Genomic DNA, 25,088 nt, shown 5'->3' on the forward strand with positions numbered 1-25,088 from the left:
GATGCGGCGCCGGGCGGGGTCGGAGTCAGGCTGTGGTCCGCGAGCACGTCGAAGACCCCTTCCGCGCCGGCCGCTCGCGGCGCAGCCGCCGCCATCCTGCGGCCAGCAGCACGAGCGCGGCCAGCGTGAAGATCGCGTTCCCGAGCAGGTCCACGGCCGGCGGGGCGGGCACGGCGGGCGGCTGGACGAAGGAGTGCCAGGCGTAGGTGAGCACGGCTCCGGCGGCCGGCGCGAACACCTGGACCGGCCCCCACCCGCCGCCGCGCGACCATCGGCGTACGACGAGCAGCGACGCCGACACGAGGACCAGGTAACCGGCGACCGTCACGGCCGCGCCCAGCACGTCGAGCGCCATCGTCAGCCCCCAGAACGCGGAGGTGACGCCGAGCGAGGCGCAGAAGACCACGCCCCCGCCCGGCGCGCTCCTCCTCGGCGAGCCGGTAAGCCGGCCTCTGCCCTCGTCCGGCGTGCTCCTCGGCAGGCCGGTGCCCTCGTCAGGTGCGGTTTCGGGCGAGCCGGTACGGCGGCCGCCGGGGCGTAGAGGGATGAGCGCGGCGGCCACCAGGGCGGCGATGACGGCGGCGCTGCCGGCGATCTGCGGCGCGCTCAGCGCGTACGGCGTGGCGGTGGTCAGCGCCGACCCCGCCGCCCCCAGCACGAACAGGACACCGGCCACCACCGGCGACAACCAGCGACCGGCGGGGGCGGATGCGAGGGTCTCGGCCAGCGCGATCGGCACGCACACGCTCCACACCGCGTGGATGGTCAGCACGAACACCGCCCACCATGCGCTGATGCCCAGCGCCGGGATCCAGGCCTGGCCGCTCAGCGCCATCCCCGCGTAGCCGGGGTCGAACAGCGACCGCGTCACGAAGGCCTCCTGCACGACGGCGAAGGCCAGCGCCAGCAGCAGCACCCGACCCCATCCCAGGCCGCGGCGGCGGGCGGTCTCCCTGATGAGCACGGCGGCTCCGCCGTAGAAGGGGGCCAGCACCAGCAGCGCGGGCAGCATCGTGATCGGCAGGTTGCCCAGCAGGAACTCCGCCACGAGGGGGGACAGCACCATCAGTCCCCAGGCGGGAAGAGATCGTTTCACCATGGAACCAGGATCCCGAGGCACGAACGCCGTAAAAAGTGACAAATGTCGTCAAAGCCAGCCGTTGGTCTCGGCGATCCGCGCGGCCTCCGCCCGGTTGCGCGCCCCCGTCTTGCGGATGGCCGCCGACAGGTAGTTGCGCACCGTGCCGGGGGACAGGAACAGCCGGGCCGCCACGTCGGCGATGGTGCCGCCCCCGGCCGCCGCCCGCAGGGCCGCCCGCTCGCGTGCGGTGAGCGGGCACGCGCCCGTGGTCCTGCTCGCGGCGGCCAGGCGGCGGTCCACGACACGCCCGCCCGCGCACACGTCCCGGATGGCCGCGGCCAGCTCCTCGGCGCGGGCGTCCTTGACGACGAACCCCGACACCCCCGCGTCCATGGCCCTGCGCAGGTAGCCGGGGCGGCCGAACGTGGTCAGGATGATCACTTTCACGTCCAGGTCGGCGGCGACCGACAGCCCGTCGCGTCCGGGCATCTCGATGTCGAGCAGCACCACGTCGGGGCGGTGCTCGGCCACCGCGGCCACCACCAGGTCGCCGCGCTCCACCTCGGCGACCACCTCGATGTCCGGCTCGAAGCTGAGCAGCGCGGCCATCGCCTGCCGTACGAGGTGCTGGTCGTCGGCCAGCAGCACCCTGATCACGCCGTCCCCGTCACCGGCAGCGCCGCCCGCAGCAGGTAGCCCTGGCCCGGCCCCGCGCCACAGCGCAGGGTCCCGCCCGCGGCCTCCAGGCGTTCGGCCAGGCCGCGCAGCCCGCTGCCGCGTACGGGGTCGCGTTCGTGCGGTCCGCGACCGTCGTCGGCCATCTCCACGTACGCCAGCCGGTCCGCCACGCCCAGCCGGATGCCGCACCAGGCGGCGCGGCTGTGCCGTACGACGTTGGTGGCGCCCTCGCGGATCACCCACGCCAGCAGCGACTGCGCGGCGACCGGCACCTGATCGGCCGTCACCTCCACGCGCACCCCGGCCGACTCCAGCGCCCGCCGCGCGTTGGCCAGCTCCTCGTCCAGCGACAGCGCCCGGTATCCGGCGACCGCGTCGCGCACGTCCTCAAGGGCCTGCCGCGACAGCTCCTCCACCTGCCGCATCTCGCCGCGCGCCCGCTCCGGGTCGGTGCCGGCCAGACGGGCGGCGAGCTGGCTCTTCAACGTCATGACCGACAGGTTGTGCCCGAGGATGTCGTGCATGTCCCGGGCGAAGCGCAGCCGCTCGTTCTCCACCGCCAGCCGCTCGGCCCGGGCGCGGGCCCGCTCCAGCTGGATGAAGGCGTCCAGCGCGACGGCGTACATCGCGGCCAGCAGCGGAATCCACCACTGCCGCGACGGCAGGATCGCCGCTGCGGCCGCCGCGACCGACACCGCGCAGACCGCCAGCCTGGCGCGCCGCTCGAAGACGACGGCCGCGGCCGTGATCACGTAGAACTGCGCCGCGAAGACCCACAGCTCGCCCAGCACCGGGGTCAGCGCCGCCGCGCCCGCCCCCAGGATCGCGACCTGCCACCACGCGGCCCTGCCCGAGCAGACGATCCACAGGTAGAGGGCGGCGAACGCGGCCACCCCCGCCATCGGCCAGACCTCCGCTCCGCCCTCTGCCAGCGAGGACAGCGGCCATGCCAGGAACGCCAGGCTCGCCAGATGCCACACTTTTCGCCGCATACGCCGTATTGTGCCGGTGCGGTGGGCCGGGCGAACCTGACGAATGTCACACGCGGGGGAGTGGCGGCGCCCGGGGTCAGGCGTGCCAGCCGGTGACCCCGCCCGGCACCGGCGCCTGCGGATCGTAGGGCGTGCGGGTGAAGACGAACGTGTTGAGATCGAGATGATCGGCCGCCGCCCGCAGCGTCTCCCCGGCGTGATACCCGTCCAGCCCCAGCCACGTGCCGTCGTCCTGGGGCACGAACCGCGAGGCCCGCCCGCCGCTCGCGGCCGGCTCCAGCGACAGCGCGCGATCGGGCAGCAACCTCAACCGGTACGGCCGGGGCCCCCAGTACCACACCCCGGTCAGCGCCAGCAGGGCGGGATCGGCCGCGACCGGCTCCCACTCGTCCGGCAGGCGCGGCTCGTACTCGTGCAGGATGTCCAGGAGGTCGGTGGTCAGGCTGCCGCTCAGCCCCGAGGTGGTGTTGGCCAGGAACAGCACCCCGTCCCTGTCGGCCGGATCGGCCCACACCGCGGCCTGGAACCCCGGCATCGACCCCGTGTGGCCCGCCAGGCGCCGGCCCGACACCCGCGCCAGCTGGAGCCCGAGCCCCATGCCGGCGCTCCAGGCGTCGCCGTCCTCCACGGCGGCCGGCTCACGCATCTCCGCCAGCGTCTCGCCGCTCAGCACCCCGCCGCCCTCGCCGGCGGCTTCACCGGTGCCTTCACCCGTGCCTTCACCGGCGAGGAACGCCGCCCAGCGCGCCAGGTCTCCGGGCGTGGACCACAGCTGCCCGGCCGGCCCCATCGCGCCGGCGTCGTGTTCCGGCTCGGCCAGCACCACATCGGCGTACGGGTGGACGGCGTAGCCGGTGGCGTGCGGGGCGCGCGGCCGGGCGGTGGTGTCGTGCATGCCCAGCGGGTCGAGCACCTCGGCCTGCACCGCCTTGAGCCAGGTGGTGCCGCGCAGCCGGGCGACCAGCTCGCCCAGCACGGCGAACCCGACGTTGGAGTAGTGGAAACGCCGGCCGGGCCGGTGCTTGAACTCCTGAGGCCCCAGCCGCTCCAGCAGTTCGGCGGCGGGCATGCCCGGCGTGCGCTCCCACCAGGCGGTCGGCGGCTCGGCGGCCAGGCCAGAGGTGTGCGACAGCAGCTGGGCGATGCTCAGACGGCCGAGTGCCGTGCCCGGCAGGTGCTCCTCCAGCGGGTCGGACAGCCGCAGCGCGCCCTCGTCGCGCAGCCGCATGACCACGACGGCGACCATGCTCTTGGTGATCGACCCGATCCGGTATTGGGTGGCGGGCGTCGGCGGCGCCCCCTCCACCCGGCCCCGGGCGCCGAACCAGGCCGTCCGCCCGTCGCGCACGATCGCGGCCGTCAGCGACGGCACCCTGCATTCGGCCTGCTCGACGGCGAGCCTGCGCAACAAGGCGCGCGCCGTCGCCTCCCGCACCGCGTCCTGGGTCATGGCCGACAAGACTAGCGGCTCGCCCGCCACCGCCTGAGCCCGTACCGAGGTGAAGCCCACCCCGCCCACGGACCTTTCCGGCGGCGCTTTTCCGGCGGCACGGCCACGGGCCGGAGGCTCTCGCCCCCGGCCCGTGCGTATGTCGTGCGCTCAGCCTCGGCGGCTGAGGGTCTTGCGCCAGTGCAGGCCGCCGGGCAGGTTGATCGACAGCGTGCGGCGGCCGTCGGCCGTGCGGGTCACCCGGAACAGCCGGTTGCCCCAGCTGTGTCCCACGCCGCCGCGGGACAGGTTCAGCCGGAACGGGCCGACCTTGATCGACTTTCGGTAGCTCCAGCCCATCTCGGATTCCTCCATCGAGAATTCGCGAGACCCCCACCTACCCAGCAAAGCACGACATATCGGGTTTGGTCACGATTAGGTATCCCGGCGGCAAACAGCCCCGTACCGTTCCCCTGCTCGGCGAGATCAGTCGGCGGGCCTGCCGAACCAGCGGGAGAGGTGGTCGTCCAGGTCCTGCTGGTCGTCGCCGATCCAGGCGACGTGACCGTCGGGGCGTAGCAGGACGCACGGAACATCCAGCGCCGCGGTGGGATCGGCGAGGTAGTCGACCCGGTCCGACCAGCCGCCGGCGGTCAGGCGTTCGGTGCGGTCCAGCAGCAGGCCGCGGCCGCGGTGCAGCAGGCCGTAGAGGCGGCCCTGTTTCACGTCGATGTCGCGCAGGCGGCGGCCGAGCAGGTCGGGGCCGTCGCCGAAGTCGTAGCGGACGCCGATCGCGGTGATCTTCTCGATGAGATGGCGGTTCACCTCGTCGAAGTCCATCAGTTCGGTGAGCAGCCTGCGCACGGCCTGCGGGCCCGGTCCGGCCGACAGCAGCTCCGTCTGGGCGCGGGTGTTGTCCAGCACGTCCTCGGCGACCGGGTGGCGTTCGGCGTGGTACGTGTCCAGCAGGGTTTCCGGCGCCCAGCCGCGGATCTGTGCGGCCAGCTTCCAGCCGAGGTTGAACGCGTCCTGAACGCCCAGGTTGAGACCCTGCCCGCCGATGGGCGGATGGATGTGTGCCGCATCGCCGGCCAGCAGCACCCGCCCGACCCGATAGCGTTCGGCCAGCCGGGTGGCGTCCCCGAAGCGGGACAGCCAGCGCGGGGAGTGCACGCCGAAATCCGTTCCGGCGATGGCGCGCAACTGCTGCCGGAAATCGTCGAGGGTGGGCGGAGTCGCGCGATCGCCGACTCCCGCGGCGGGGACGACGACGCTGTAGACGCCTTCGCCGAAGGGCCTGAGCCAGAATCGCCTCTCGGTCTTCTGGATCCCGCTCACCTTGGCGGCGATCTCCTCCTGCGGCGCACCCACTTCCATCTCGCCCATCAGCGTCTCGGCCCGCGAGGGCTCGCCGGGGAAGCCGACGCCGAGCAGTTTGCGCACCGTACTGCGCCCGCCGTCGCAGCCGATGAGATAGCGCGCGCGCAGCTGCTCGCCACCGGCCAGCTCGACGGTCACACCCTCGTCGTCCTGCTCGAAACCGGCCACCGCGCACCCGTGCCGGACCTGCGCACCGAGCTCGATCGCACGCTCTTCGAGCAGGCGCTCGATGACCGGCTGCGGGATGCCCAGCAGATAGGCGTGCGCGGAATCCAGGTCCTTGGGCGCGGGCTTGGGGATGGCGGCGAAGAAGCCGCCGGCCGGACGCCGTCGTCCGTGTTCGAGAACGCGATCCAGCAGTCCGCGCATCGCCATCAGTTCGAGGCTGCGGATGTGCAGACCGACGATGCGGACGAACGACTTGGGCTCGGTCTCCTTCTCCAGAACGAGGACCCGCACGTCGTGCAGCCGGAGCTCGGCGGCCAGCATCGCGCCGGTCGGCCCGCACCCGGCGATGATCACATCGAACATGGGAAGCGTGCGATCGGCGTCGGAGGCCGGCGACCGGAGCGCATCGGGGACGCCGCGCTCGACCCCCTTGTTCGACGGCGGCTCGGCGGTGAACTGCGCAGAGTGCATAGGTGTTGCCCTTCGGGGAGTGCCTTGCTGGCGAGGCGCTCCCGGCGACACCTACGTCAATCGCCCGGCCGTGACGGGAAGGGGGAGCACCCACATCGATACAGCGTTCATGGGTCTCACCTCCTCGGGCGGCGTCACGGTCACCCGCAAGCTACAAGCCCGAGCATCACCCCGTCCAATCATTTCCCGGCCACCTGATCATGGTCCCGAAACGGGCCCGTGCGTGGCGGCCCGGCCGGTACGGCCCCCGCGCCGAGGCTCCTACCGGCTGATTCGACGCGGGAATGCCACCGCGAGAAGTTTGTCCGGGTTGCGGATGGCGTAGAAGTTGGTGATCTTCCCGTCGGCGATCTCGATCAGGAAGACGCCTTCCAGCCGCTCGCCGCTGAGCACCATGGCCGGTGTGTTGTTGCAGTTGACCCTCTCCATCCGCAGGTTCGCCAGCCGCTCCAGCCGGAACAGGTTCATGAGGACCGCGGCCACCTTCTCCGCGCCCACCACCGGCCGGCGGGCCGCGGTGGTCCTGCCGCCGCTGTCGGCGGTCCAGGTGACGTCCGGCGCGAGCAGCGCAAGCAGCCCCTCCAGGTCGCCGGTGGCCGCCGCGGTCAGGAACTGCTCGGTGATCCGCGCGGTCGTGGCGGCGTCGACGGGCTCGAAGCGCCTGCGCCGGGCCCGTACGTGCTCGCGGGCACGGTGCGCCACCTGGCGCACCGTCGTCACGGACTTGCCCACCGCCGAGGCGATGTCGTGGTACTCGAAGCCGAACACCTCGCGCAGCACGAACACCGCGCGCTCATCGGGGGTGAGCGTTTCGAGCAGGACGAGCATCGCCATCGACACCGACTCGGCGAGCAGCACGTCGGCCGAGGCGTCGTTCTCCTCCAGCAGCAGCGGCTCGGGCAGCCACGAGCCGATGTAGTCCTCGCGCCGGCGCGCGCTCGTCCGCACGGCGTTGAGCGCCTGCCGGGTCACCAGCTGCGCCAGGTACGACTTGGTGTCCCGCACCGTCGCGAGGTCCACCTCGGCCCAGCGCAGATAGCTGTTCTGCAGCACGTCGTCGGACTCGGTCACCGAGCCGAGGATCTCGTAGGCGATCGTGAACAGCAGCGGCCGCAGCAGGGTGAACCGCTCGGCGTGCTCGTCGGCGCTCACGGGGAGGTGACCACCCGCGCGGCGGAGGCCGGCTGCTCGGGGCGCGGGCCGCCCCTGGGCCAGCCCATCGAACCCGGCTTGCCCGCCTCGCGGCGGATCCGCTTCGCCACCACGAACTTGCAGGTCACCTCCTTGATCACCGCGCCCATGCGGCCGCCGATGTAGAGGTTCACCGCGGTGTCGTCCTTGCGGGCGAGCTGCCGGATGCCGGCGCGCCGGCCGAGGCTGACGCACGCCCCCGTGAAGGCCAGGTCGATCACCGCCGGTTCGGTCCCCGCGATACGGCTCAGCACGGTGTCGGCGGCCTGCGCCCCGAGCGGACCGGCGGCGTACCCGCTCATCCGCAGCGGCCGGCCCGACGGTGCGGCGGCGTCGCCGGCCGCGACGACGCGGTCGTCGTCCACGCTGGTCAGCGTCTCGTCGGTGAGGAGCCGGCCGAGCGCGTCGGTGCGCAGCCCGCTCGCCGCCGCCAGCCCCGGCACGCCGAACCCGGCCGTCCAGATGGTCAGAGCGCTCGCACGTACCCCACCATCGCTCAGGACGACCGCGTCCGTCCGCACCTCGCTCACCGCGGCGGACTCCAGAACGGCGACCCCGTGCCGCGACAGCCAGGCGGCGATGTATCGGCGACCAGGCGCGCTGAACGTCGGCGCCAGGCCGCGGCCGCACACCAGCGTGACCGCGCGCCCTTGTTCGGCCAGCTCGGCGGCCGTCTCGATGCCGGTCAACCCGCCGCCGACCACGGTGACCGGAGCATCGACGGGCAACTCCTCCAGCCTGGCGCGCAGCCGCCGCGCGGACTCGAACTCGGCGATGTCGTACGCGAACTCGGCCGCACCGGGCACCGATGACGGTGTCGCCGCCGTACTGCCGACCGCGTAGATGACGTGGTCGTAGTCAAGGATACGGCCCGACGCCAGCCGCACGGCGCGGGCGGCGGTGTCGATGCGCGTGACGCTGTCGACGACCAGGCGGATGCCCTCGCCGAGCAGCGTGCCGTAGTCGATCGTGGCGTCGCCGGTACGGGCCACGTACTGGTGCAGCCGGATGCGTTCGACGAACTCCGGGCGTGGATTGACCAGCGTGATGTCGACGTCGTCGCGCGCCCGGAGACGGTTGGCCGCGAGCGTTCCGGCGTAACCGCCGCCGATGACCACGACCCTGTGCAGTGTGCTGTGTTCCGTCATGCCCTCAGGACACCGCTGATCGCCGGGACGTGACATCACACGACGTGATGACCCGCCCCGCCCTCGAAACGGTCCTGTCTGGCGGAATCGCGCGGGCACCGGGACGGTGTCGGATCAGCGGGTGCGGCGGCGCTGGGCGGGGCCGGCTTCGGCGGCGGTCTCGAACGGGTACTCGGGGCGTGGACAGGACAGCCGGCCCCGCCCGGTGACGGGGCAGATGTCGGCGGCGGCGGCGCGTGTCGGGAGGGCCAGGCGCTTGTGGAGGCCGAGGCGAGGCGCGCCGCACCATCCTGGAACTCATCGCCAAGGGCGTCCACACCGCCATCACGCCGGCCACCGACGACCTCGACGGGCTTTTCGACCGCCTCCAGGCCGCGGGTGCCGATGTGGTCCAAGAGCCCATCGACCAGGACTACGAAGTCCGCGACTGCGCCTTCCGCGATCCCGCCGGCAACCTCGTCCGCGTAACCAGCGCACCTGCGTGAGCCGGCCCGCACGGCTCTCACACCGGATCAACCGACCCACGAAAGCGCGAGGAACTGTCACAAGGTGGGGTGGGCGGCGGCCATGACGCCGTGCACGGCCGCCGCGATGCGCTCGGCGGCCTGGTCGGGGTCCGGCCGGCCGGCGTCGAGCCAGGCGATGACGGCCTCCAGGGTGAAGCCCGGGATCAGGTCGGCCGCCCAGTCGAGCCACGGCCCCTCGGGGATGACGCGGGCGAGGTTGCGGCGGCCGACCTCGCGGGAGGCGGCCGTGATCGAGTCGATCAGGTCGCGGAACTCGGGCTCGCGGGCGGCGTGGCGGAACAGCAGCTTGAACCCGTCGGGATCGGCCGCGGCGGCGCGTAGCAGGGCCGGGATGGCATCGTCGTCGAAGTCGTCCTCGCCGGTGGCCTCGGCCAGCCGCGTGCAGGCCCGGTCGAGCACGGCCCGGTACAGGTCGGCCTTGGACTCGAAGTGCCGGTACAGCATGGCCCGGGTGAGCTCGGCCTCGGCGGCGATGTCATCAAGGCCGGTGGTGGCGTATCCGGCGCGGGCGAAGGCGCGGGTGGCCGCGTCGAGGATCTGCTCGCGCCGCTCGGCACGGCGCAGCCGCCGCACCGGCGGGGCCGGGACGGTCGCGGCGTCGGGTTCGGGGTTGCTCATCCAGCCCTCCACTTGTAGAAGTCAAAGTATACATGTAGCTTTATAGACGCCGAAGTATACAAATCTGCGTCTACCTCGTGGAGGAGCCGTGTCCGCCCCCGCCCAACTGCCGTACGAGCAGGCCCATCCCCTGCGGCCCGCCCCGCTGCTGCGCCGGCTCCAGGCCCGTGGCCCCATTCATGCCATCCGCACCGCGGTCGGCCACCCGGGCTGGCAGGTGACCGGGTACGAGGAGGTGCGCGCTCTGCTGGACGACGACCGGCTCGGCCGTGCTCATCGCGAGCCCGACAAGGCCTCCCGGACCGGGGAGTCGGCGCTGTTCGGCGGCCCGCTCGGCGACTTCGACACCGAGCAGGCCGACCACCGGCGCATGCGGTCGCTGCTGCAGCCGCACTTCTCGCCCAGGCGGATGCGCGCGTTGCGCGGCCGCGTCGAGGCGCTCACCGCGGGCCTGCTGGACGAGCTGGCCGCGGCCGGCCCACCCGCCGACCTGCACGCCGCCCTGGCGCTGCCGCTGCCCATCGCGGTCATCTGCGAGCTGCTCGGCGTCCCGTACGAGGACCGCGCCCAGTTCCGGGCCTGGACCCAGGCCGCCGGCGACGTCACCGACCGGGCCCGCTCCGAGCAGGGCCTGGCCGAGCTGTTCGTCTATGGTCAGCAGCTGGTGGCGCGCAAGCGGGCCGAGGGCCGCCCGGACGGCGACGTGATCTCCCGGCTGGCCGCCACCGAGGGGGTCGGCGACGACGAGGCCGCCGCGATGGGCATGTTCCTGCTGTTCGCCGGGCACGAGACCACGGTCGCCGCGATCGACGAGGGCGCGCTGTGGCTGCTGGCTCATCCGCGGCAGTGGCAGGCCCTGGTCGAGGACCCGTCCCGGATCGACGCCGCGGTGGAGGAGATCCTGCGCGCGCCGGGTCTGGGCGGCGGCGGCATCCCCCGCTACGCGCGTACCGACCTCGAGATCGCCGGGGTGCACGTACGGGAGGGAGACCTCGTGCTGCTGGACATCGGCGCGGCCAACCACGACGCCGCCGCGTTCACCGACCCCGATCGCTTCGACATCGGCCGCGCCGCCGTACCGCACCTGACCTTCGGGCACGGCGCCCGCTACTGCATCGGGGCGCCCCTGGCCCGGATCGAGCTCCAGGTGGTCTTCTCCCAGCTGGCCGCCCGCCTCCCCACCCTGAAGCTGGGCTGTGCGCCGGAGGAGCTGACCTTCAACGCGCACGTCCTGACCGGCGGCCTGACCGCGCTGCCCGTCGCCTGGTGACCGCCATGACGAAGACGGGCGGGAAGACGAACCTGCGCCGGCCGGTCTTCGGCCGGATGCATCCGGCGATGGCCCGCGCCCTCGACGGGGGCGGCATGGCCGAGCGCCGCCGCGAGCTGCCGTTGCGGTCGACGTGGTCGGCGTCCCTGTGGCCTTGGAGGGGGTGTTCGGGGCGATCTTCGCGTGGTGCTCGCCGGTCCTGCGGTCCAAGAGCTTCGGCGGGACAGGACGAATTCTTGGGAACGCAGTGCGCCGACAGGGCCGGTTCGATGCGATCAGCGGTGGCCAGGACCACGTCGGCGGTTGGTCAGCCATCGAGGAGAAAGGCCGGCGCGTCTGACGCGAACCGCTTGTCGGTGAACGTCGCGGCGTGACTTCTGCCGGGGTAGGTGATCAGGCGCGCGCCGGGGATGCCGCGAGCGGTCCGGCGGGCCGGTTCCAGCGGGTAGGCCACGTCCTTCTCGCTCTGGATCAGCAGCGTGGGGGCTTTGACGTCGTGCAGTCGCCCGCGCAGGTCGTAGCCGTCCTCGGCGTTGAGCATGGTGGCGGCGTCGGTGTGGTCCTTGCGGCCGTCGGCCAGCCTGGCGGTCTTGATGAGGGCTCGGCCGATCGCCGACCCGGTCACCAGTTCGGCCAGCGCGGGGCTCGGGCGTTGTCCGCGTCGCGCCCGGTCGATGTAGGCACGCTGGGCACGTTTGCCGATCGGCCCGAGCGTGCATGCCGTTCCACCCGGAACCAGGCGGGCGATCAGCTGGGGGTGGTCGGCGGCGAGCTGGAGGGCGAGCGAGCCGCCCGTGGACATGCCGAGCACGTTCACCGGCTCGGTGAAGGTGGCCTCGATCGCCCCCCGCGGACTACTTCGCCGCCACCGCCCGCGCCCTGATCACCCCGGACGTACTCGGGCCGCCCTGACTTCCCCGCCGCGATCCGCCGACCTGGGCCCGATGGTCAGGCGGCGGCGTGCCGGTCGATGCCGAGCGTGGCGATGAGGTCTTCGTGCAGCTCGAACCAGACGCGATGGCAGGAGTCGACGTCGGTGCGGTCGACCCAGGCGACCTCCCCGTCCCGTACGCGCACCAGGGCCGCGGTGAAGCGGGTGTCGTATCCGCGGAAGCGGGTCAGGACGCTCCCGAGCCGGTCGATGAGCGGCCCGAGCGCGCGGTCGATGCCGGCCAGCTCGTAGAGGATCCTGGCGTCCCAGGCGGGGTCGGAGTGGTCGTTGACGGCGAGCCGATCGCCGGCGGCGGGCCGGAGTTGCCAGTCGGTGCAGGCCCGTAGCAGCAGGGCGTTCAGCGGCAGGAACTCGCGGTGGACGTCACGGACCTCGCCGGCGCCGCCGGCGCGTTCGAGCTCGGCCGCGAGCTGCCGCTCGTTCTCGGCCCGGCCCGCCTCGGTCAGCGACCAGCCTTCGGCGTCGGCGAAGGCGGTGTGCTCGACCCAGCCGCGCGCCTCGGCGTCGAGCAGCGTCTCTTTCGTCTCGGCCGCGTCGAGACCGTAGCGCCGGGCGAGCGCCGGCGTGTCCGCGAACCCGGTGATGCGTACGGCGTGCAGGGCCAGCAGAGCGAGCGGGGAGTCTGAGGTCACGAATCGGCGTCCTGTCGTGCGGTCAGTCGGGTGTAGTGCTGCTGGCACGCCTGCGGGGAGTTGAATCCCATCGCCTGCGCCATCTGGGCCCAGGTCAGACCGGAGCAGCGGGCGATGAACAGCAGGGCGGACTCCAGCCCTTCCGCCTCGGCTCGGGCGGCGGGCAGGAGGGTGAGCGCGCTCATGATGTCCTCCTGGGCCAGGTCGGCGTTGCGCCAGACGGCGTACTGCAGGAGGTCGATCGCCGACGGCGGGGCGGGCGGGGGCCGCCACGGGCGGGCGTCGAGCGCGTCCGCGCCGAGGCTCAGCAGCCGCTCACGCGCGTCCTTCTCCTGTCGGGCCGCGGCGTGGTCGGCGTGCGCGCCGTGGGAGATGTCCTCATTGCGTGGCATGCCATCCAGGATGCATACTCAACAAATTATTGTCAACGAATCGTTGAAAGGCTGGAGCGGATGATCGTGCCTCTCATGGACGCCGTGGCCGACACGTGCGGGGGCAAGGCCGCCGCGCTCGGCGCGTTGCTCCGCGCGGGTGTGCCGGTTCCTGATGGTTTCGTCGTGCCGTTCGCCGCCTACCTCGCCGCCGTCCGTGACCTGGACCGCGAGCCGGATGACCTCGGCGCGGTGCGGCGGGCGGTCGAGGCCCGCCCGCTCGACGCCACGCTGGTGGACGCGCTGGGGCGCGGGCTTGGGCGGTTGGGTGATGCGCCCGTGGCGGTGAGATCATCGGCGGCGGGCGAGGACACCGGCCGGGCATCGGCGGCCGGCCAGCATGAGAGCTTCCTCGCCGTACGCGGGGCCGCCCGGGTCGCCGACGCCGTACGCGGCTGCTGGGCCTCGCTGCTGTCTCCCCGTGCCGCCGCCTACCGCGACGCCACCGGCCCGCCCGCCGGGCTCGCCATGGCCGTCATCGTCCAGCGCCATCTGGATGCCGAGGTGTCCGGGGTGATGTTCACACCGGCCGACCCGGGCGACGCGATCCGGATCGAGGCGTCCTGGGGCCTGGGCCCCAGCGTCGTCGGAGGCACGGTCACCCCTGACGCCTACCTTGTCGCGGGGGACGGCACGGTCACCCGCACCGCCGGCGACAAGCGGACCCGGCTCGACCGGCACGGCGCCCGGCTCGTCGTCAGCGACCTGCCCGAGCAGGACCGGCGCCGACCGGCGATCGACGACACGACCGCCGCCCGGCTCGCCGGGCTGGGCGGGGAGATCGCGGCCGTGCTCGGCGGAGCACAGGACATCGAGTGGGCGATCGTCGAGGACCGCGTCTGGGCTCTGCAGGCACGACCGGTCACCGCCGCACCCCCGCCGAAAGCCCCAGTCGCCACGATTCCCACCGAAACCACAGCCGCCCATGAGGCCGCCGCCGCGACTCTCGCCGGGACGCCTGGCAGCCACGGGACCGTCACCGGCACCGCGAGGATCGTCCGAGGCCCCGGCGACTTCGCCCGCGTGCACCCGGGCGACATCCTGGTCTGCCCCTTCACCGACCCCGCCTGGACGCCGTTGCTGCGCATCGCCGCCGGTGTCGTCACCGAGACCGGCGGCGTGCTGTCCCACGCCGCGATCGTCGCCCGCGAGCAGGCCATCCCCGCCGTCCTCGGCATTCGGGGCGCGACGAGCAGGCTCCACGACGGCACCCCCGTCACCATCGACGGCACCACCGGCACCGTCACGCCGACCGGCGCGTAACCGCCGGTCACACCCCGACCCCGACGTGAAAGGAGCAGGGCGGGCGGCCCCGTACGGGCACCGCCGTCCCGACCCACAGATGGCGACCCGACACCTCTACCTGGCACGTCACGGCGCGGCGGACGCGTTCGGAACCCTCACCGACCTCGGACGCCGCCAGTCGGACCTGCTGGGCGCGCGACTCGCCGGCGTGCCGATCGACGCCGTGTGGCACTCCCCGCTGCCCCGTGCCGAGGCGTGCGCGCACGAGCTGGCCCGGCACCTGCCGGAGGTGCCCGTGACCGAGGCCGCCGAGCTCATCGACCACGTCCCCTACGTCCCCGAACCGGCCGAGACGCCCCCGTCCTGGGCCGGCTTCTTCGACGGCTACGACGCCGCCGAAGCGGCCGAGGGTCACCGGCTCGCCGAGGCGCTGGTCGCCCGGTTCGCGAGGGTTCCCGAACCGGACGCGCGGGGAGCCCGGGCCGACACGCACGAGGTCCTGGTGACGCACGCCTACCCGATCGCGTGGCTGGTGCGGCACGCGCTGGAGGCGCCGCCGTCCCGGTGGCTGGGGCTGAACAGCGCCAACACCGCGCTGACGGTCATCGAGTACCGTACGGCGCTGCCGCCCACGATCGTGATGTTCAACGACATGAGCCACCTTCCGGCGGACCTGCGCTGGACCGGTTTCCCCGACGGCGTGCGGGCGTGAGGTTCGCACCCTCGGCCCGGGAGGGCGGACCGTCGTAACGGCCGACCATGCGCTGATCTGTCGTACACGTCTGGCATGATCGCTTGCCGTCAGGAACCACGTGGCCTGATCTGAAGGGAGCCGCAGGTAGTGAGCAGTGATGATGTCCGGAAGCGCGCCGAGCAGCCACAAGATCTCAGCCGGTTCGTCGTGGAGCGGCTCAACGCGGGCGACGTCGAAGGGCTGGTGGCGCTGTACGAACCGGATGCGGTGCTCGCGCTGCCGGACGGCACGGTCGCCACGGGCCGCGCGGAGATCCGCCGGGCGTACGAGCGTCTGGTTGCGGACGGGCCCACCTTCGAGCCCGGGCAGCAGCAGCCGACGCTGCGGAGCGGCGACCTGGCCCTCACCTCGGTGCGCCTGGCCGACGGTGGCGTCACCGTCGAGGTGGCGCGCCTCCAGCCCGACGGTACGTGGTTGTGGGTGATCGATCAGCCCAGGCTTCCGGGGTAGGGGGCCGTCGTTGCGGACGGCGGCTGCGAGAGCGCGTGGCCGCGTCCGATGGCGTCAGAAGATGCCGTGCTTCTCCGGCAGATCGACGGCGCCTGCCAGCGCCAGACCCGCGAACACGAGCAGGGCGACGGTGAGAGCGCCGAGCAGGAGCCAGGCGATGGGATGGCCCAGGTTGAGGGTCCACGAGGAAGAGCCGAGACGGGCGTGCACGAGCAGGGCCGGGTCGCGGCGGTTGGCGTAGACGGCGCCGGCGAGGAACCAATGGCGGTCGTCGTCGCGCTGGCCGACCCCGGAGTCCTCCGCTTCCTCGCCAGGCAGAGCGGGAAGCCGGTGCCCGGCTTGACCCACTGTGATCTCCCACATGAGCCAGCCGCCCAACAGCACGGCGAGCGGTGCGTACACGGCCGCCTGCCAGATGGGCGCGGGGGTGACGATCTCCCACAGCCGCAGGGCCGCGAAGAACAGGCCCAGGTTCAGGCAGGCGGCGGACAGCAGGGACATCGCCGCGACGCCGCGCAGGTAGACGCGGTAGCGGCGGGCTGAGCCCCGGGGCCTGGCGGCGTCGAGGTCGGGGCGGGCACGGAGCGCGGCCAGGACCGTCGCCAGGACGATCACAGTGATGGCGAGCTGGTAGATCACCGGTTGGAAGGCGTTCAGCACGGTTGTGGGCTCCCGCTGCACGGACGCTGTGCCGTACCCGAGGAACGACGGCAGCGTCGCGGGCAGCCCGGCGTAGCGGGCCCAGCCGACGCCCAGGGTGAGCAGCAGCACGACCAGGGCGGGAAGGCCCCACCGCCACGGCACGCGCACCGGGTCGGTGCGGAAGGTGGTGTCCACCGTGACGCCCTGACGCCGCTCGGCGGCCCACCCGCCGGAGAGCTTGGCGGTGCGGACCGCCTGATGAGCCCGGGAGAACAGCAGCAGGTCCACGACGATCACCGCCGTCGCGGTGACGCCGATCGCCATGGCGGATCCCGTGACCAGCAGCACCAGGATCGACGTCCCCGCACCCAGCACGGCAACCAGGACGATCAGGCGAGCGTAGAGCCGTCGCGCGGAGATGACGGCGGGATCATCCACCCGCTGGACGCCCACGCGCACGCCGAACGGCAGCGTGGGCCTGGCCAGTGCCGGAAGGGCCAGCATCAAGGACGTGACCAGCGCGATGAGGAGCAGATCGGCGTAGAGGAACGGCATCACACGCCCTCCTCGAACGAGATCAGCAGGGCCTCGCACCGGCGGAGCACATCCTGCCGGTCCATGCCGTGAACGGTGGCTTCCGCCAGCAGCACACGCATGCGTTCCTCCCAGTCATTGACAAAGGCCGCCTCAGGGGGGCCGGTGGTGGCGTCACGTCGTACGACCGCGCCACTCTTGCGGTTGATCCGGATGACGCCCTGCTGTCGTAGCAGGTCGTAGGCCTTGTTCACGGTATGGAAGTTGATTCCGAAATCCGCGGCCAGTTGCCGTGTGGATGGTAGCGGGTCGCCTTCGCGCGCCTGCCGTTTGGCGATCGCCTCCACGATCCGATCCCGGATCTGCTGGTAGATCGAGACCTCGCTGTCGGGGTCAAGGGTCAGCTGCACCCCGTCACTCTATCTGATATACAACTAATAGAACAGATAGCGCATCGAGAGGATGGATCATGATGCGGATAGAGATTCACCAGGAGACGCTGACCGTCCGCTTCCCGTCATGGACACGGCTGTTCACCAGAGCCGGCGCGGTGACCGTGCCGCTGGCGATGATCTCCGAGGTGCACCTGCTCGACCGGCCGCTCGCGGCCGCCACGGGCACCCACTACGGCCTGCTCGTCTCCGGCGTCGTCAAGATCGGCACATGGACCTCGCTGACCGGTGTCAGGCGTCTGGTCGCCGCTCGACGGGAGGTCAGCGGCCTGCGCATCGTCCTGAAGGACCGGGTGTCGAACCACGACGAGCTGATCCTCAGCGTTCCGGACGCAGAGCGGCTCCAGCGCCGGCTGATCGCGGTGACGGCATGAACGTCGAGGTGCGCGGCCTGACCAAGACGTTCGGGCCGGCGAGCGCCGTCACAGACCTCAGCTTCGAGGCCCGAGCGGGCATCGTCACCGGATTCCTGGGGCCGAACGGCGCCGGCAAGACCACCACCATGCGGATGATGCTGGGCCTGGTCGCGCCGACCTCCGGCACCGCCACGTTCGGCGGCCGTCGCTACGCGGACCTGTCCCACCCGTCGGCCAGCGTCGGGGCCGTGCTCGACAGCGCGGGCTTCCACCCCGCCCACACCGCTCGCGACCACCTGCGCGTCTACGCCCGCATGGGCCGGTACGGCCCGGCCCGGGTCGAGCAGGTTGCCGACCTGACCGGTGTGTCGGCCTTTGCGGACCGCCTCACGCGCACGCTGTCCACCGGCATGCGGCAGCGCCTCAGCCTGGCCACCGCGCTGCTCGGCGATCCCCAGGTGCTGCTGCTGGACGAACCGAGCAACGGCCTGGACCCCCAAGGCATCGCCTGGCTGCGGCACTTCGTCCGCGAGCTGGCCGCCGCCGGCCGTACCATCCTCGTCTCCAGCCACGTGCTCGGCGAGATCGAGAACACGGCCGACCACGTGGTGGTGATCCGTGACGGGCGGCTGGTCACCACGGGCCCCATCACTGGACTGTACGCAACCGCCACCGTGCTGGCCCGATCCCCACAGGCGGACCTCTTCGCCGCCAAGCTGGGACAGAGCGGGATCCGTGTGGAACGGCGACAACCTGATCTGTTGCGTGTCCACCGCCTGAGCACCGCGGAGGTCGCCGCCGCGGCCGCCTCCCACGGCGTCATGCTGCACGAGATCACCCCTGAGCGCCCCACCCTCGAGCAAGCGTTCCTCGACCTCACCGGAGGCTCGGGATGAGCGCGCTCCTCGCAGCGGAATGGACCCGCCTGACCAGCACCAGACTCTGGCTGTGGGGCGTGCTCGCCGCGCTGGGCAGCGGAGGGCTCATCGGCCTGCTCGCGCTGGTGGGGCCGGAGAACTTCACCCCTCCGCTGCCCGGGCTGGACACCTCCCAAGGCACCCACGTGCTCCTGGGCCTGCTCGGGTTCACCGTCTTCGCCCCGGCCCTGCTCGGCACCATCGCCGTATCGTCGGAGTACCGGCACCGATCGATCACCACCACGGCGTTGTTCGCTCCCCGGCGCTGGACCTGGCTGGTGGCCAAGCTGGTGATCTACGCCGGGGCCGGTCTCGCCTATGGGGCGATCGCCGCCACCACGGCCGGCGCCTCTCTCTTCGGCGTGGCCACGCTCAAGGGCATCACGCTCGGGCTTCCGGCCGCCACGGTCGCGGCCCTGCTGGCCCGCATCGCCCTGGCCATGGCCGTCTACTCCATGCTGGGCGTCGCCGTGGGCGCCCTCCTTCGCAACCAGGTCACCGCCCTTGTCGCCGTCGGCGCCTACTTCTACATGATCGAGACCGTGTTGATGATCGTCCCGGGGATCAAGGCGCTCTATCCCTACCTGCCGGGTGGCGCCACCGCCGCCCTGACCGGGTTCACCTACCTGGCGGACGCCATCGCCGGCCAGACCGGAGCGGCCGAGGCCCACCTGCTGTCCGCGCCGGCAGGCGGTGCCGTACTGGTCTGCTACGCCCTGATCGCGGCCGCCGTCGCCGTCGTCGCCCCCTTGCGGCGAGACATCATGTGACCACCCGGGGCAGGAGACAGGCTCCGGCTTCATGGCGGAGCGCGCACGGTGCCGGCCGGTCCTCGCCGGATGTCCGTGGTACGGCCTCAGAGGCTCCATCCGCACACGACCAGCGTCTGTGCGACGATCTTGAGTTGGGCGGGGGCGCCGACGTCTCCGGTTGGCCTCCGGGTTGGCGGAGTCCATGAGGTCGTCCAGGTCGGGTGCGGGGCTCGGTTCGGCCGCGGTGAGGTTGCGGATCACGAAGTGGGCGACGTGGGCCTGGTGGCCGAGGTGCCCATCAGTCGGAGGGCTGGGTGACCGTACTCGGCACCCGTACGGCGATCATGGCGATGTCGTCCTTCTGGGCCGCCGGCATCCGCTTGAGCAACTCGTCGGCGAAGACGTCCAGGGTGACGCGGGACAGTGAGGCGGCGTTCCGGCGCAGCCGGTCCAGGCCCCGCTCGATGTCCTCGCCGGGGAGCTCCACCAGGCCATCGGTGTAGAGCAGCAGGGTGCTGCCCGGCGGCAGGGTCGTGTCGGCGCTCATGCGCGGCCGGTCGTAGGTCACGCCGAGCAGCGGGTTGTGGCCGCCCTCCAGATAGCCGGCCGTGCCGTCGTAGGTGACCAGCAGCGGTGGCGGGTGCCCGGCCAGCGAGTAGGTGAGCCGCCATTCGCCGTCGCGGTTCTCCAGGCGGGCCAGGATGCAGGTGGCCGTGCGTTCGCGGTGGAAGACCTCGGTGGCGATGTTGAGGCGGCGCAGGATGTCGCCGGGAGGTTCGCGGCGGTCCAGGGCCAGGCCGCGCAGCATGTTGCGGAGCTGGCTCATGGTGACGGCGGCGGACAGGTCGTGGCCGGCGACGTCGCCGATGGTCAGGATGGCCGAGCCGTCGGGGTGCAGGAAGGAGTCGTACCAGTCGCCGCCGATCTCGGCGGCGGAGACGCTCGGCCGGTAGCGGGCGGTGAACTCCAGTCCGGGCAGTTCGGGTGGTTCGGGGAGCAGGTAGTGCTGCAGGGCCAGCGCCACCCGCTGGGTGCGCTGGAAGCGCAGGGCGCTACTGAGGTGCGCGTGGGCATGGTCGAGCATCCGGCTCAGCAGGTCGACGTCGTCGGCGCTCATCGGTTCGCGACTGCCGCAGATCGTGGCGTCGACCATCGCGGCCACGACGCCGTCGACCAGTACCGGCACCAGGGCCATGCTGTTGACCCCGGCGTTGACGAACCACTCCGCGGCCCCGGTCGGCACCACGTCCTGTGGGGGCGCGCCGCGGGGGAAGACGTAGCGGGCCGGGCGGCGGCTTCTGATCACCTCGGCGAAGACGCTGTCGGGCTCGAAACTCTCGGTACGCTGCAGCGGCGGCGGTGGCATGCCGTCCCGGTTGGTGGTCACCACCCGTTCGGCGACGAACGGCTGCAGGAGCGTCTGGTCGTCCTCGAACTGGGGGAGCAGGTAGATGGCGACGCCGTCCGCCAGGGTGGGGACTATCACCTTGGAGAGCATGCCGAGCACCTCCTCCAGGTCGGCGAGGTCGGCGGTGGCCGCCGCGGTCCGGTCGAGCAGCGTGCGCCGTCGGGCGTCCTGCCACTCCTGCTCGATGTCGCTGCAGGCGCCCACCCACTCGACGACCTCGCCGTTCTCGATGATGGGGACGGCGCGTGATCGGATGTGCCGGTAGGTGCCGTCCGGCATCGCCACCCGGTAGATCTGCTCCAGGTGGCTCTGCCGCAGGCTCGCCTGGTAGGCGGCCTCTTCCGAGGGGGCGCGGTCGTCGGGATGGACGACCGCCAGCCAGCCGTTGCCCCGGTATTCCTCGAAGGTCTGCCCGCTGATCCGTTGCCATCCGGGGCTCGGCTCGGTGATCCGGCCCAGCCGGTCGCCCACCCACACCGCCTGGGTATCGAGCTGCAGAAGACTCTGGTAGCGCTGGATGGCCCTGCTCTGGACGGCCCCGAACGCCGGTTCCGGGCCGAGGTGCTCGGTGACCTCGGTGATGACGATCAGTACGCCGTCCTCGCCGGACGCGAGCGAGATCCTCGACATGCTCGCCGTGCCGTAGCGCTCGCGCCAGGGCTGGCCGCGGAACTCGAAAGGGACGTTGCGCAACGTGATCGTGTGCCCGGATCGCAGCACCTGGTCGAGCTCTGAGATGTGGCCCAGCGGACGCAGGTCGCTGTACACCTCGTGGCCGGGCAGGCTGCGGGTGCGCTCGCCGACGAGTTCCCGGTAGGTGTGGTTGGCGTAGACGAGCCGGTGGGCGGGTCCGCAGGTGGCGGCGACGCCCACCGGGACCGAGTCGAAGATGTGCAGCGTCAGGCCGCCGGACAGTTGCGTCTCAGCCGTGCTCACTCTCGACGTCCCCCGCTCACCTTTGACGTCCCCGCTCACCTGCATCCCTTGAACGTGATTCCTGCCCCCTGAGGCGCTGACGGCTGTAGCACCGACCGTTCCTATTAATCCCTAAATTATGTAGGCATTCGGGTAAACGTTGCCCCACGTGCGTGGCATCAGCTCATAAGGAGCCTTGGTGAAATCAAGCACTCCGCGCACCGTCGCGAGTCACGAGCCGTATCAGGAGGTGCGCCTCGTTCGGCGAGTACGGCGCCGACCGTCGTGATCGCTGCGACGGCGATGATCAGGATTCGCGGGAGGGGCATCAGATCGTCCAGGTGTAGGCGGGGGTGAGTGAGCGGGCGAAGAGCCCGTTGGGCATCAGGGGCAGAACCGCGTCCCGCAGGGTGGTCAGCGGCGTGGAGGTCCAGTGCGCGGCGGCTCCGGCCTGGCGGGAACGGCGGGCGATCAGCTGGGTGCGCGGCCTGCGGGCGCGGTCGTAGGCTTCCAGCCCCGCGCGTACGCCGAGGGTGTCCACCGCGTGCGCGAGCGTGACCGAGTCCTCGAGCGCCTGGCAGGCGCCCTGCCCCAGGTTGGGGGTCATGGCGTGGGCCGCGTCGCCGAGGACGGCGACGTTTCCGGAGACGTACGTCGGCAGCGCCGGCAGCTCGTAGGTGTCGTGTTGCAGCACCGCCTCCTCTTGGGTGGAGTCGAGCAGCGCGGGGATGGGATGGTGCCAGCGTGCGAAGCGTTCGCGCAGCTCGTCCAGGCCGACGTGGGAGCCGGCCGGGGCGTTGGCCATGACGTAGCAGTAGATGCGGCCGTCGGGCATCGGCACGTGCCCGAACCGTTCGCCCCTGCCCCACGTTTCCGCGCTGCCCTCGACGGGCTGAGATGGGGCGAGGAGCCGCCAGGTGGTGTAGCCGACGTAACGCGGCTCGGGAAGACGGGGCCAGAGGGAGCGCCGGGTCACGCTGTGCACGCCGTCGGCGCCCACCACGAGATCCGCGGTGGAGGTGCCGCCGCTGTGGCGGACCGTGCCGTCGGGCCGCACATGCCGTACGTCGACGCCGGGCCGCAGAGCCTCGGGCGGCACGGCCGCTCTCAGCAGGTCGACCAGGGCGGCCCGGTGCACGGTCACCCACGGGCCGAAGCGGCGCTTGAGGCTGTCGACGTCGTTGCGGACCAGCCAGTTCCCGCGGCTGCTGCGGATGCCCGCGAGCGGGTCGGCCAGCCCACCGGCGCGCAGGCGGTCGCCCAGGCCGAGGGCGTCCAGCGCGCGCAGGCCGTTGGGCTGGATGGTCAGCCCGGCGCCCACCTCGGTGAACTCGGCAGCGCGTTCGAGGACTTCCACCTGCAGGCCACGCTGGTGAAAGGCGACGGCCGCGGCGAGTCCGCCGATGCCGCCTCCTACGATGATCACTTTCATGTGCGCGTCTCCTTTTCCGTGTCTCCTTGACGGTCAGTGCAGGCCCCGCTTGCCCGGGGCCCAGAACGGTTTGGTCGTGATCGAGGTCCGTGGCCAGTTGCGCTCGCGTACCAGGAAGTCGCGTACCAGCTGGCAGGTTCTGGCCTCGCCGGCCACGTAGGCGGCGCCGGCGTTGCCCGGCAGGTCGAGCTCGGCCACGGCTGCGAGCAGTACCCGGGAGGCGATGGCGGGGGCGCCGTGGCGGTGGACGCGGCGCAGTGGCGGCGACCCGGGCAGGGGCAGGTCGTGCTCGGGGGTCTCGCTCTCCACGACGCCGAACACCTGGGCCGAGGCTCCCAACGCTCTGATCATCGGGCCGAAGGCGGCGCCGGCGGTCTCCTCACCGATGAAGACGTGGTAGGCCGCCTCGCGGGTGAAGAAGTCGCCCTGCGGCCACCAGAAGGTCGTCCGGTCCCCGGGCTGGGCCGCCCGCGCCCACGTCAGGCCGATGCCGTCGCCCGCATACAGGTGGACGCGCAGCTCGACCGCCGTCCGGCCGGGGCCGAGGTCCCAGATCGTGTAGGTGCGCAGTGTCTCGGCCGGGCGCAGGATGCCCGGCATCGACAGCGGGTCCTTCAACTGGATCCTGATGTGCTGTCCGGGTGTGTAGGGGAACGCGATGGGCTGGTCGGTTTCCAGCCGGATCCGCCGCATGGCGGGGGTGACCTGTTCGGCGACGGTGACGGTCGCCTCCATGGCGTACCTGCCGAACCAGCGGTCGCGCATCGTACGGGCCATGTCAGGGCTCCTTGCGCCGCCGGAGGTGGGCGGATCTGGACATCCGCCACCACACGGCCGTCACCGGCGCCGTCGCCGCGAGAAGGATCCACCACCGAGGTTCCACGACCACTCCTTAGGGCCTCTAGATTCCTTAGAGGCATTAAGGAAACATAGATGCCCTAAGATGTCAACGGCGGCCGGGAACGACCAGAGAGGCAAGGGATGTCCGCACACACCAGCAGACGGCAGAGGCTGCGCCAGGCGACCCTGGAGGAGATCCACGCGGCCGCGCGCACGCTGCTGGTCGAGCAGGGATCGGCCGCGGTGACCATCAACGCGGTCGCCCGGCGGGTCGGCATGAGCGGCCCGGCTCTCTACCACTACTACGCCGGCCACGACGAGCTGGTCGGCGCGGTGACCGCGGACTTCTTCCGCGAGCTGGCCACCGCGATGGAGCAGGCCCGCGACGCCCACGCCGGCGCGCCGATCGGCGGGCGCATGCTGGCGGTCTGCCGCGCCATGCGCGCCTGGGCCGTCGCCCACCCGGCCGAGTTCGGGTGGATCTTCGCCAGCCCGATCGCCCCGCCGAACCGGCGGCCGGACTCGGCGCGCCACCAGGCCGCCCTGCGGTTCGAGCAGGTCCTGCTGGACCTGACGGTCGAGCTGTGGCGGACACGACCGTTCCCGGTGCCCGACCTGGCCGGCCTGCCCGCGTCCCTGCGCGAGCAGCTGAGCGCCTACTCCGCCGCCATCGACGGACAACTGCCGCCCGAGGCGGCCCACGTCTTCCTGTCGTGCTGGATCAGGCTGTACGGCCTGCTGTGCATGGAAGTCCTGCACCAACTGGACTTCGCCTACACCGACCTGGAGCCCGTCTTCGAAGAATGCCTGCGCGACCTGGCCGCCGCCCTCGGCCTCGACTACGAAGCGGCATGACCGCCGAGACCGGCCGGCGACGGCGCTGACGTCATGGGTGAACAGGCGGCGGGATTCGAGGTCGGGACGCGTGGTGGGCGCGGCGGCCGGCGGGTTGAGGTCGAGGATCCAGTTGCCGAATCGGCGGATGACGCGGGTGATGTGAGGACGTCCCCCAGGACGTCCAGGACGTCCAGGACGACGTCCCCGGGCCCGCGGGGCGCCCGACAGCGACCTGTGCCTGTGGCGCGAGAACGGCGAGTGAAGCCTGCAGGGTCCGGACGGCGTGTGGACGGGTTCGGCTTACGTCGGCACGATTGCCGCGCGGAACGTGCGCGGCGCTCAGGCCGCCGCGCCCCCCGCCGTCGAGGACCTGACCGGCCGCACGGTGACAGGGTGGGATCAGGACGGGTCCAGCTGCTCCATCCATGGCACGTCGTCCTGGTATCCCTGCGCAGAGCCCTCGTGACGGGAGGACCGGCCGGGCGTGCGGCTCTCCGGCCGGTCCCGGGCGCGGCCCGCCCGGCCGCGCTCGGATCATCCGGACCTGTGGGCGAAATCGGCGATGGTGTTGTTCTGCTCTGCGGCA

25 protein-coding genes and 1 pseudogene are annotated in these 25,088 nt (G+C 72.1%); 9 read left to right on the plus strand and 17 right to left on the minus strand.

The window, feature by feature from the left end; all coding sequences use genetic code 11:
• Positions 1–25: 25 nt before the first annotated feature.
• From FH608_RS41555 to FH608_RS41590, 8 genes are all read right to left on the minus strand, one after another.
• Positions 26–1,099 (minus strand): hypothetical protein, encoded by a 1,074-nt coding sequence (locus tag FH608_RS41555; RefSeq protein WP_139636225.1) that lies wholly within the window; start codon positions 1,097–1,099, stop codon positions 26–28.
• 48 nt (positions 1,100–1,147) lie between these two features.
• Positions 1,148–1,738: a response regulator transcription factor gene (locus FH608_RS41560; protein WP_139636227.1), complete on the minus strand. Its 591-nt coding sequence runs from the start codon at positions 1,736–1,738 to the stop codon at positions 1,148–1,150.
• Positions 1,735–2,751, minus strand: a complete 1,017-nt coding sequence (locus tag FH608_RS41565; protein WP_139636229.1) for a sensor histidine kinase — start codon at positions 2,749–2,751, stop codon at positions 1,735–1,737. The genes FH608_RS41560 and FH608_RS41565 overlap by 4 nt, the downstream gene beginning before the upstream one ends.
• Positions 2,752–2,827: 76 nt before the next feature.
• Positions 2,828–4,201, minus strand: coding sequence for a serine hydrolase domain-containing protein (locus FH608_RS41570; protein ID WP_139636231.1), 1,374 nt, complete (start codon positions 4,199–4,201; stop codon positions 2,828–2,830).
• Positions 4,202–4,351: 150 nt separating this feature from the next.
• Entirely contained in the window at positions 4,352–4,555 is a 204-nt protein-coding gene (locus FH608_RS41575) for a DUF4236 domain-containing protein (RefSeq protein ID WP_226900369.1), read from the minus strand.
• Positions 4,556–4,666: 111 nt separating this feature from the next.
• Positions 4,667–6,091, minus strand: coding sequence for a rifampin monooxygenase (rox, locus tag FH608_RS41580; protein WP_226900390.1), 1,425 nt, complete (start codon positions 6,089–6,091; stop codon positions 4,667–4,669).
• A 369-nt stretch (positions 6,092–6,460) separates the two neighbouring features.
• Positions 6,461–7,351, minus strand: a complete 891-nt coding sequence (gene sigJ / locus FH608_RS41585) for an RNA polymerase sigma factor SigJ (protein ID WP_139636234.1) — start codon at positions 7,349–7,351, stop codon at positions 6,461–6,463.
• Positions 7,348–8,538: an NAD(P)/FAD-dependent oxidoreductase gene (locus FH608_RS41590; RefSeq protein ID WP_139636236.1), complete on the minus strand. Its 1,191-nt coding sequence runs from the start codon at positions 8,536–8,538 to the stop codon at positions 7,348–7,350. The genes sigJ and FH608_RS41590 overlap by 4 nt, the downstream gene beginning before the upstream one ends.
• Before the next feature lie 272 nt (positions 8,539–8,810).
• Between FH608_RS41590 and FH608_RS41595 the strand changes: the two are divergent.
• Positions 8,811–9,023, plus strand: a pseudogene (locus FH608_RS41595) (VOC family protein); the annotation flags it as partial.
• Positions 9,024–9,080: 57 nt separating this feature from the next.
• Here FH608_RS41595 and FH608_RS41600 read toward each other — a convergent pair.
• Complete coding sequence (locus FH608_RS41600) at positions 9,081–9,683, minus strand: TetR/AcrR family transcriptional regulator (protein WP_139636238.1); 603 nt, start codon at positions 9,681–9,683, stop codon at positions 9,081–9,083.
• Positions 9,684–9,771: 88 nt separating this feature from the next.
• Between FH608_RS41600 and FH608_RS41605 the strand changes: the two genes are divergently transcribed.
• A complete protein-coding gene (locus tag FH608_RS41605) occupies positions 9,772–10,953 on the plus strand; it encodes a cytochrome P450 (RefSeq protein ID WP_139636240.1) in 1,182 nt (393 codons plus the stop codon).
• A 307-nt stretch (positions 10,954–11,260) separates the two neighbouring features.
• On the opposite strand, the gene FH608_RS41610 is transcribed toward FH608_RS41605, so the two are convergent.
• The 3 genes from FH608_RS41610 to FH608_RS41620 form a co-directional block, all read right to left on the minus strand.
• Positions 11,261–11,770, minus strand: a complete 510-nt coding sequence (locus tag FH608_RS41610; RefSeq protein WP_139636241.1) for an alpha/beta fold hydrolase — start codon at positions 11,768–11,770, stop codon at positions 11,261–11,263.
• A 131-nt stretch (positions 11,771–11,901) separates the two neighbouring features.
• Positions 11,902–12,537 (minus strand): transcriptional regulator, encoded by a 636-nt coding sequence (locus tag FH608_RS41615; RefSeq protein ID WP_139636243.1) that lies wholly within the window; start codon positions 12,535–12,537, stop codon positions 11,902–11,904.
• Positions 12,534–12,929, minus strand: coding sequence for a DNA-binding protein (locus FH608_RS41620; RefSeq protein ID WP_139636245.1), 396 nt, complete (start codon positions 12,927–12,929; stop codon positions 12,534–12,536). Before FH608_RS41620 ends, FH608_RS41615 begins: the two co-directional genes overlap by 4 nt.
• Before the next feature lie 60 nt (positions 12,930–12,989).
• On the opposite strand from FH608_RS41620, the gene FH608_RS41625 reads away from it, so the two are divergent.
• From FH608_RS41625 to FH608_RS41635, 3 genes are all read left to right on the plus strand, one after another.
• Complete coding sequence (locus FH608_RS41625) at positions 12,990–14,231, plus strand: PEP/pyruvate-binding domain-containing protein (RefSeq protein WP_139636247.1); 1,242 nt, start codon at positions 12,990–12,992, stop codon at positions 14,229–14,231.
• A gap of 79 nt (positions 14,232–14,310) precedes the next feature.
• Positions 14,311–14,925 (plus strand): histidine phosphatase family protein, encoded by a 615-nt coding sequence (locus tag FH608_RS41630; protein ID WP_139636249.1) that lies wholly within the window; start codon positions 14,311–14,313, stop codon positions 14,923–14,925.
• A 129-nt stretch (positions 14,926–15,054) separates the two neighbouring features.
• A complete protein-coding gene (locus FH608_RS41635; RefSeq protein WP_139636251.1) occupies positions 15,055–15,417 on the plus strand; it encodes a YybH family protein in 363 nt (120 codons plus the stop codon).
• A 54-nt stretch (positions 15,418–15,471) separates the two neighbouring features.
• Here FH608_RS41635 and FH608_RS41640 read toward each other — a convergent pair whose 3' ends face one another.
• Together FH608_RS41640 and FH608_RS41645 are read right to left on the minus strand one after the other, a co-directional pair.
• On the minus strand, positions 15,472–16,614 hold the full coding sequence (locus FH608_RS41640) for a DUF1648 domain-containing protein (protein ID WP_139636253.1): 1,143 nt from the start codon (positions 16,612–16,614) through the stop codon (positions 15,472–15,474).
• A complete protein-coding gene (locus FH608_RS41645; RefSeq protein ID WP_139636255.1) occupies positions 16,614–17,003 on the minus strand; it encodes a GntR family transcriptional regulator in 390 nt (129 codons plus the stop codon). The genes FH608_RS41640 and FH608_RS41645 overlap by 1 nt, the downstream gene beginning before the upstream one ends.
• A gap of 59 nt (positions 17,004–17,062) precedes the next feature.
• Between FH608_RS41645 and FH608_RS41650 the strand changes: the two genes are divergently transcribed.
• Genes FH608_RS41650 through FH608_RS41660 form a run of 3 tightly spaced genes read left to right on the plus strand, consistent with a single transcriptional unit; the run spans position 17,063 to position 19,088 of the window.
• Positions 17,063–17,419, plus strand: a complete 357-nt coding sequence (locus FH608_RS41650; protein WP_139636257.1) for a hypothetical protein — start codon at positions 17,063–17,065, stop codon at positions 17,417–17,419.
• Complete coding sequence (locus FH608_RS41655; protein WP_139636259.1) at positions 17,416–18,297, plus strand: ABC transporter ATP-binding protein; 882 nt, start codon at positions 17,416–17,418, stop codon at positions 18,295–18,297. The genes FH608_RS41650 and FH608_RS41655 overlap by 4 nt, the downstream gene beginning before the upstream one ends.
• Entirely contained in the window at positions 18,294–19,088 is a 795-nt protein-coding gene (locus tag FH608_RS41660) for an ABC transporter permease (RefSeq protein ID WP_139636261.1), read from the plus strand. The genes FH608_RS41655 and FH608_RS41660 overlap by 4 nt, the downstream gene beginning before the upstream one ends.
• A 280-nt stretch (positions 19,089–19,368) precedes the next feature.
• On the opposite strand, the gene FH608_RS41670 is transcribed toward FH608_RS41660, so the two are convergent.
• The 3 genes from FH608_RS41670 to FH608_RS41680 form a co-directional block, all read right to left on the minus strand.
• Positions 19,369–21,414: a SpoIIE family protein phosphatase gene (locus FH608_RS41670; protein ID WP_226900370.1), complete on the minus strand. Its 2,046-nt coding sequence runs from the start codon at positions 21,412–21,414 to the stop codon at positions 19,369–19,371.
• Positions 21,415–21,721: 307 nt separating this feature from the next.
• Positions 21,722–22,825, minus strand: coding sequence for an FAD-dependent monooxygenase (locus FH608_RS41675; RefSeq protein WP_139636264.1), 1,104 nt, complete (start codon positions 22,823–22,825; stop codon positions 21,722–21,724).
• Between the two features lie 33 nt (positions 22,826–22,858).
• Positions 22,859–23,602 carry a siderophore-interacting protein gene (locus tag FH608_RS41680; protein ID WP_139636266.1) on the minus strand — a complete coding sequence of 248 codons (744 nt, stop codon included), beginning with the start codon at positions 23,600–23,602 and terminating at the stop codon, positions 22,859–22,861.
• 204 nt (positions 23,603–23,806) lie between these two features.
• Here FH608_RS41680 and FH608_RS41685 point away from each other — a divergent pair, with 204 nt between their 5' ends.
• A complete protein-coding gene (locus FH608_RS41685; protein WP_139636268.1) occupies positions 23,807–24,520 on the plus strand; it encodes a TetR/AcrR family transcriptional regulator in 714 nt (237 codons plus the stop codon).
• Positions 24,521–25,088: the final 568 nt, after the last annotated feature.

This window comes from Nonomuraea phyllanthi (genome assembly GCF_006334985.2).
GTDB lineage: Bacteria > Actinomycetota > Actinomycetes > Streptosporangiales > Streptosporangiaceae > Nonomuraea > Nonomuraea phyllanthi.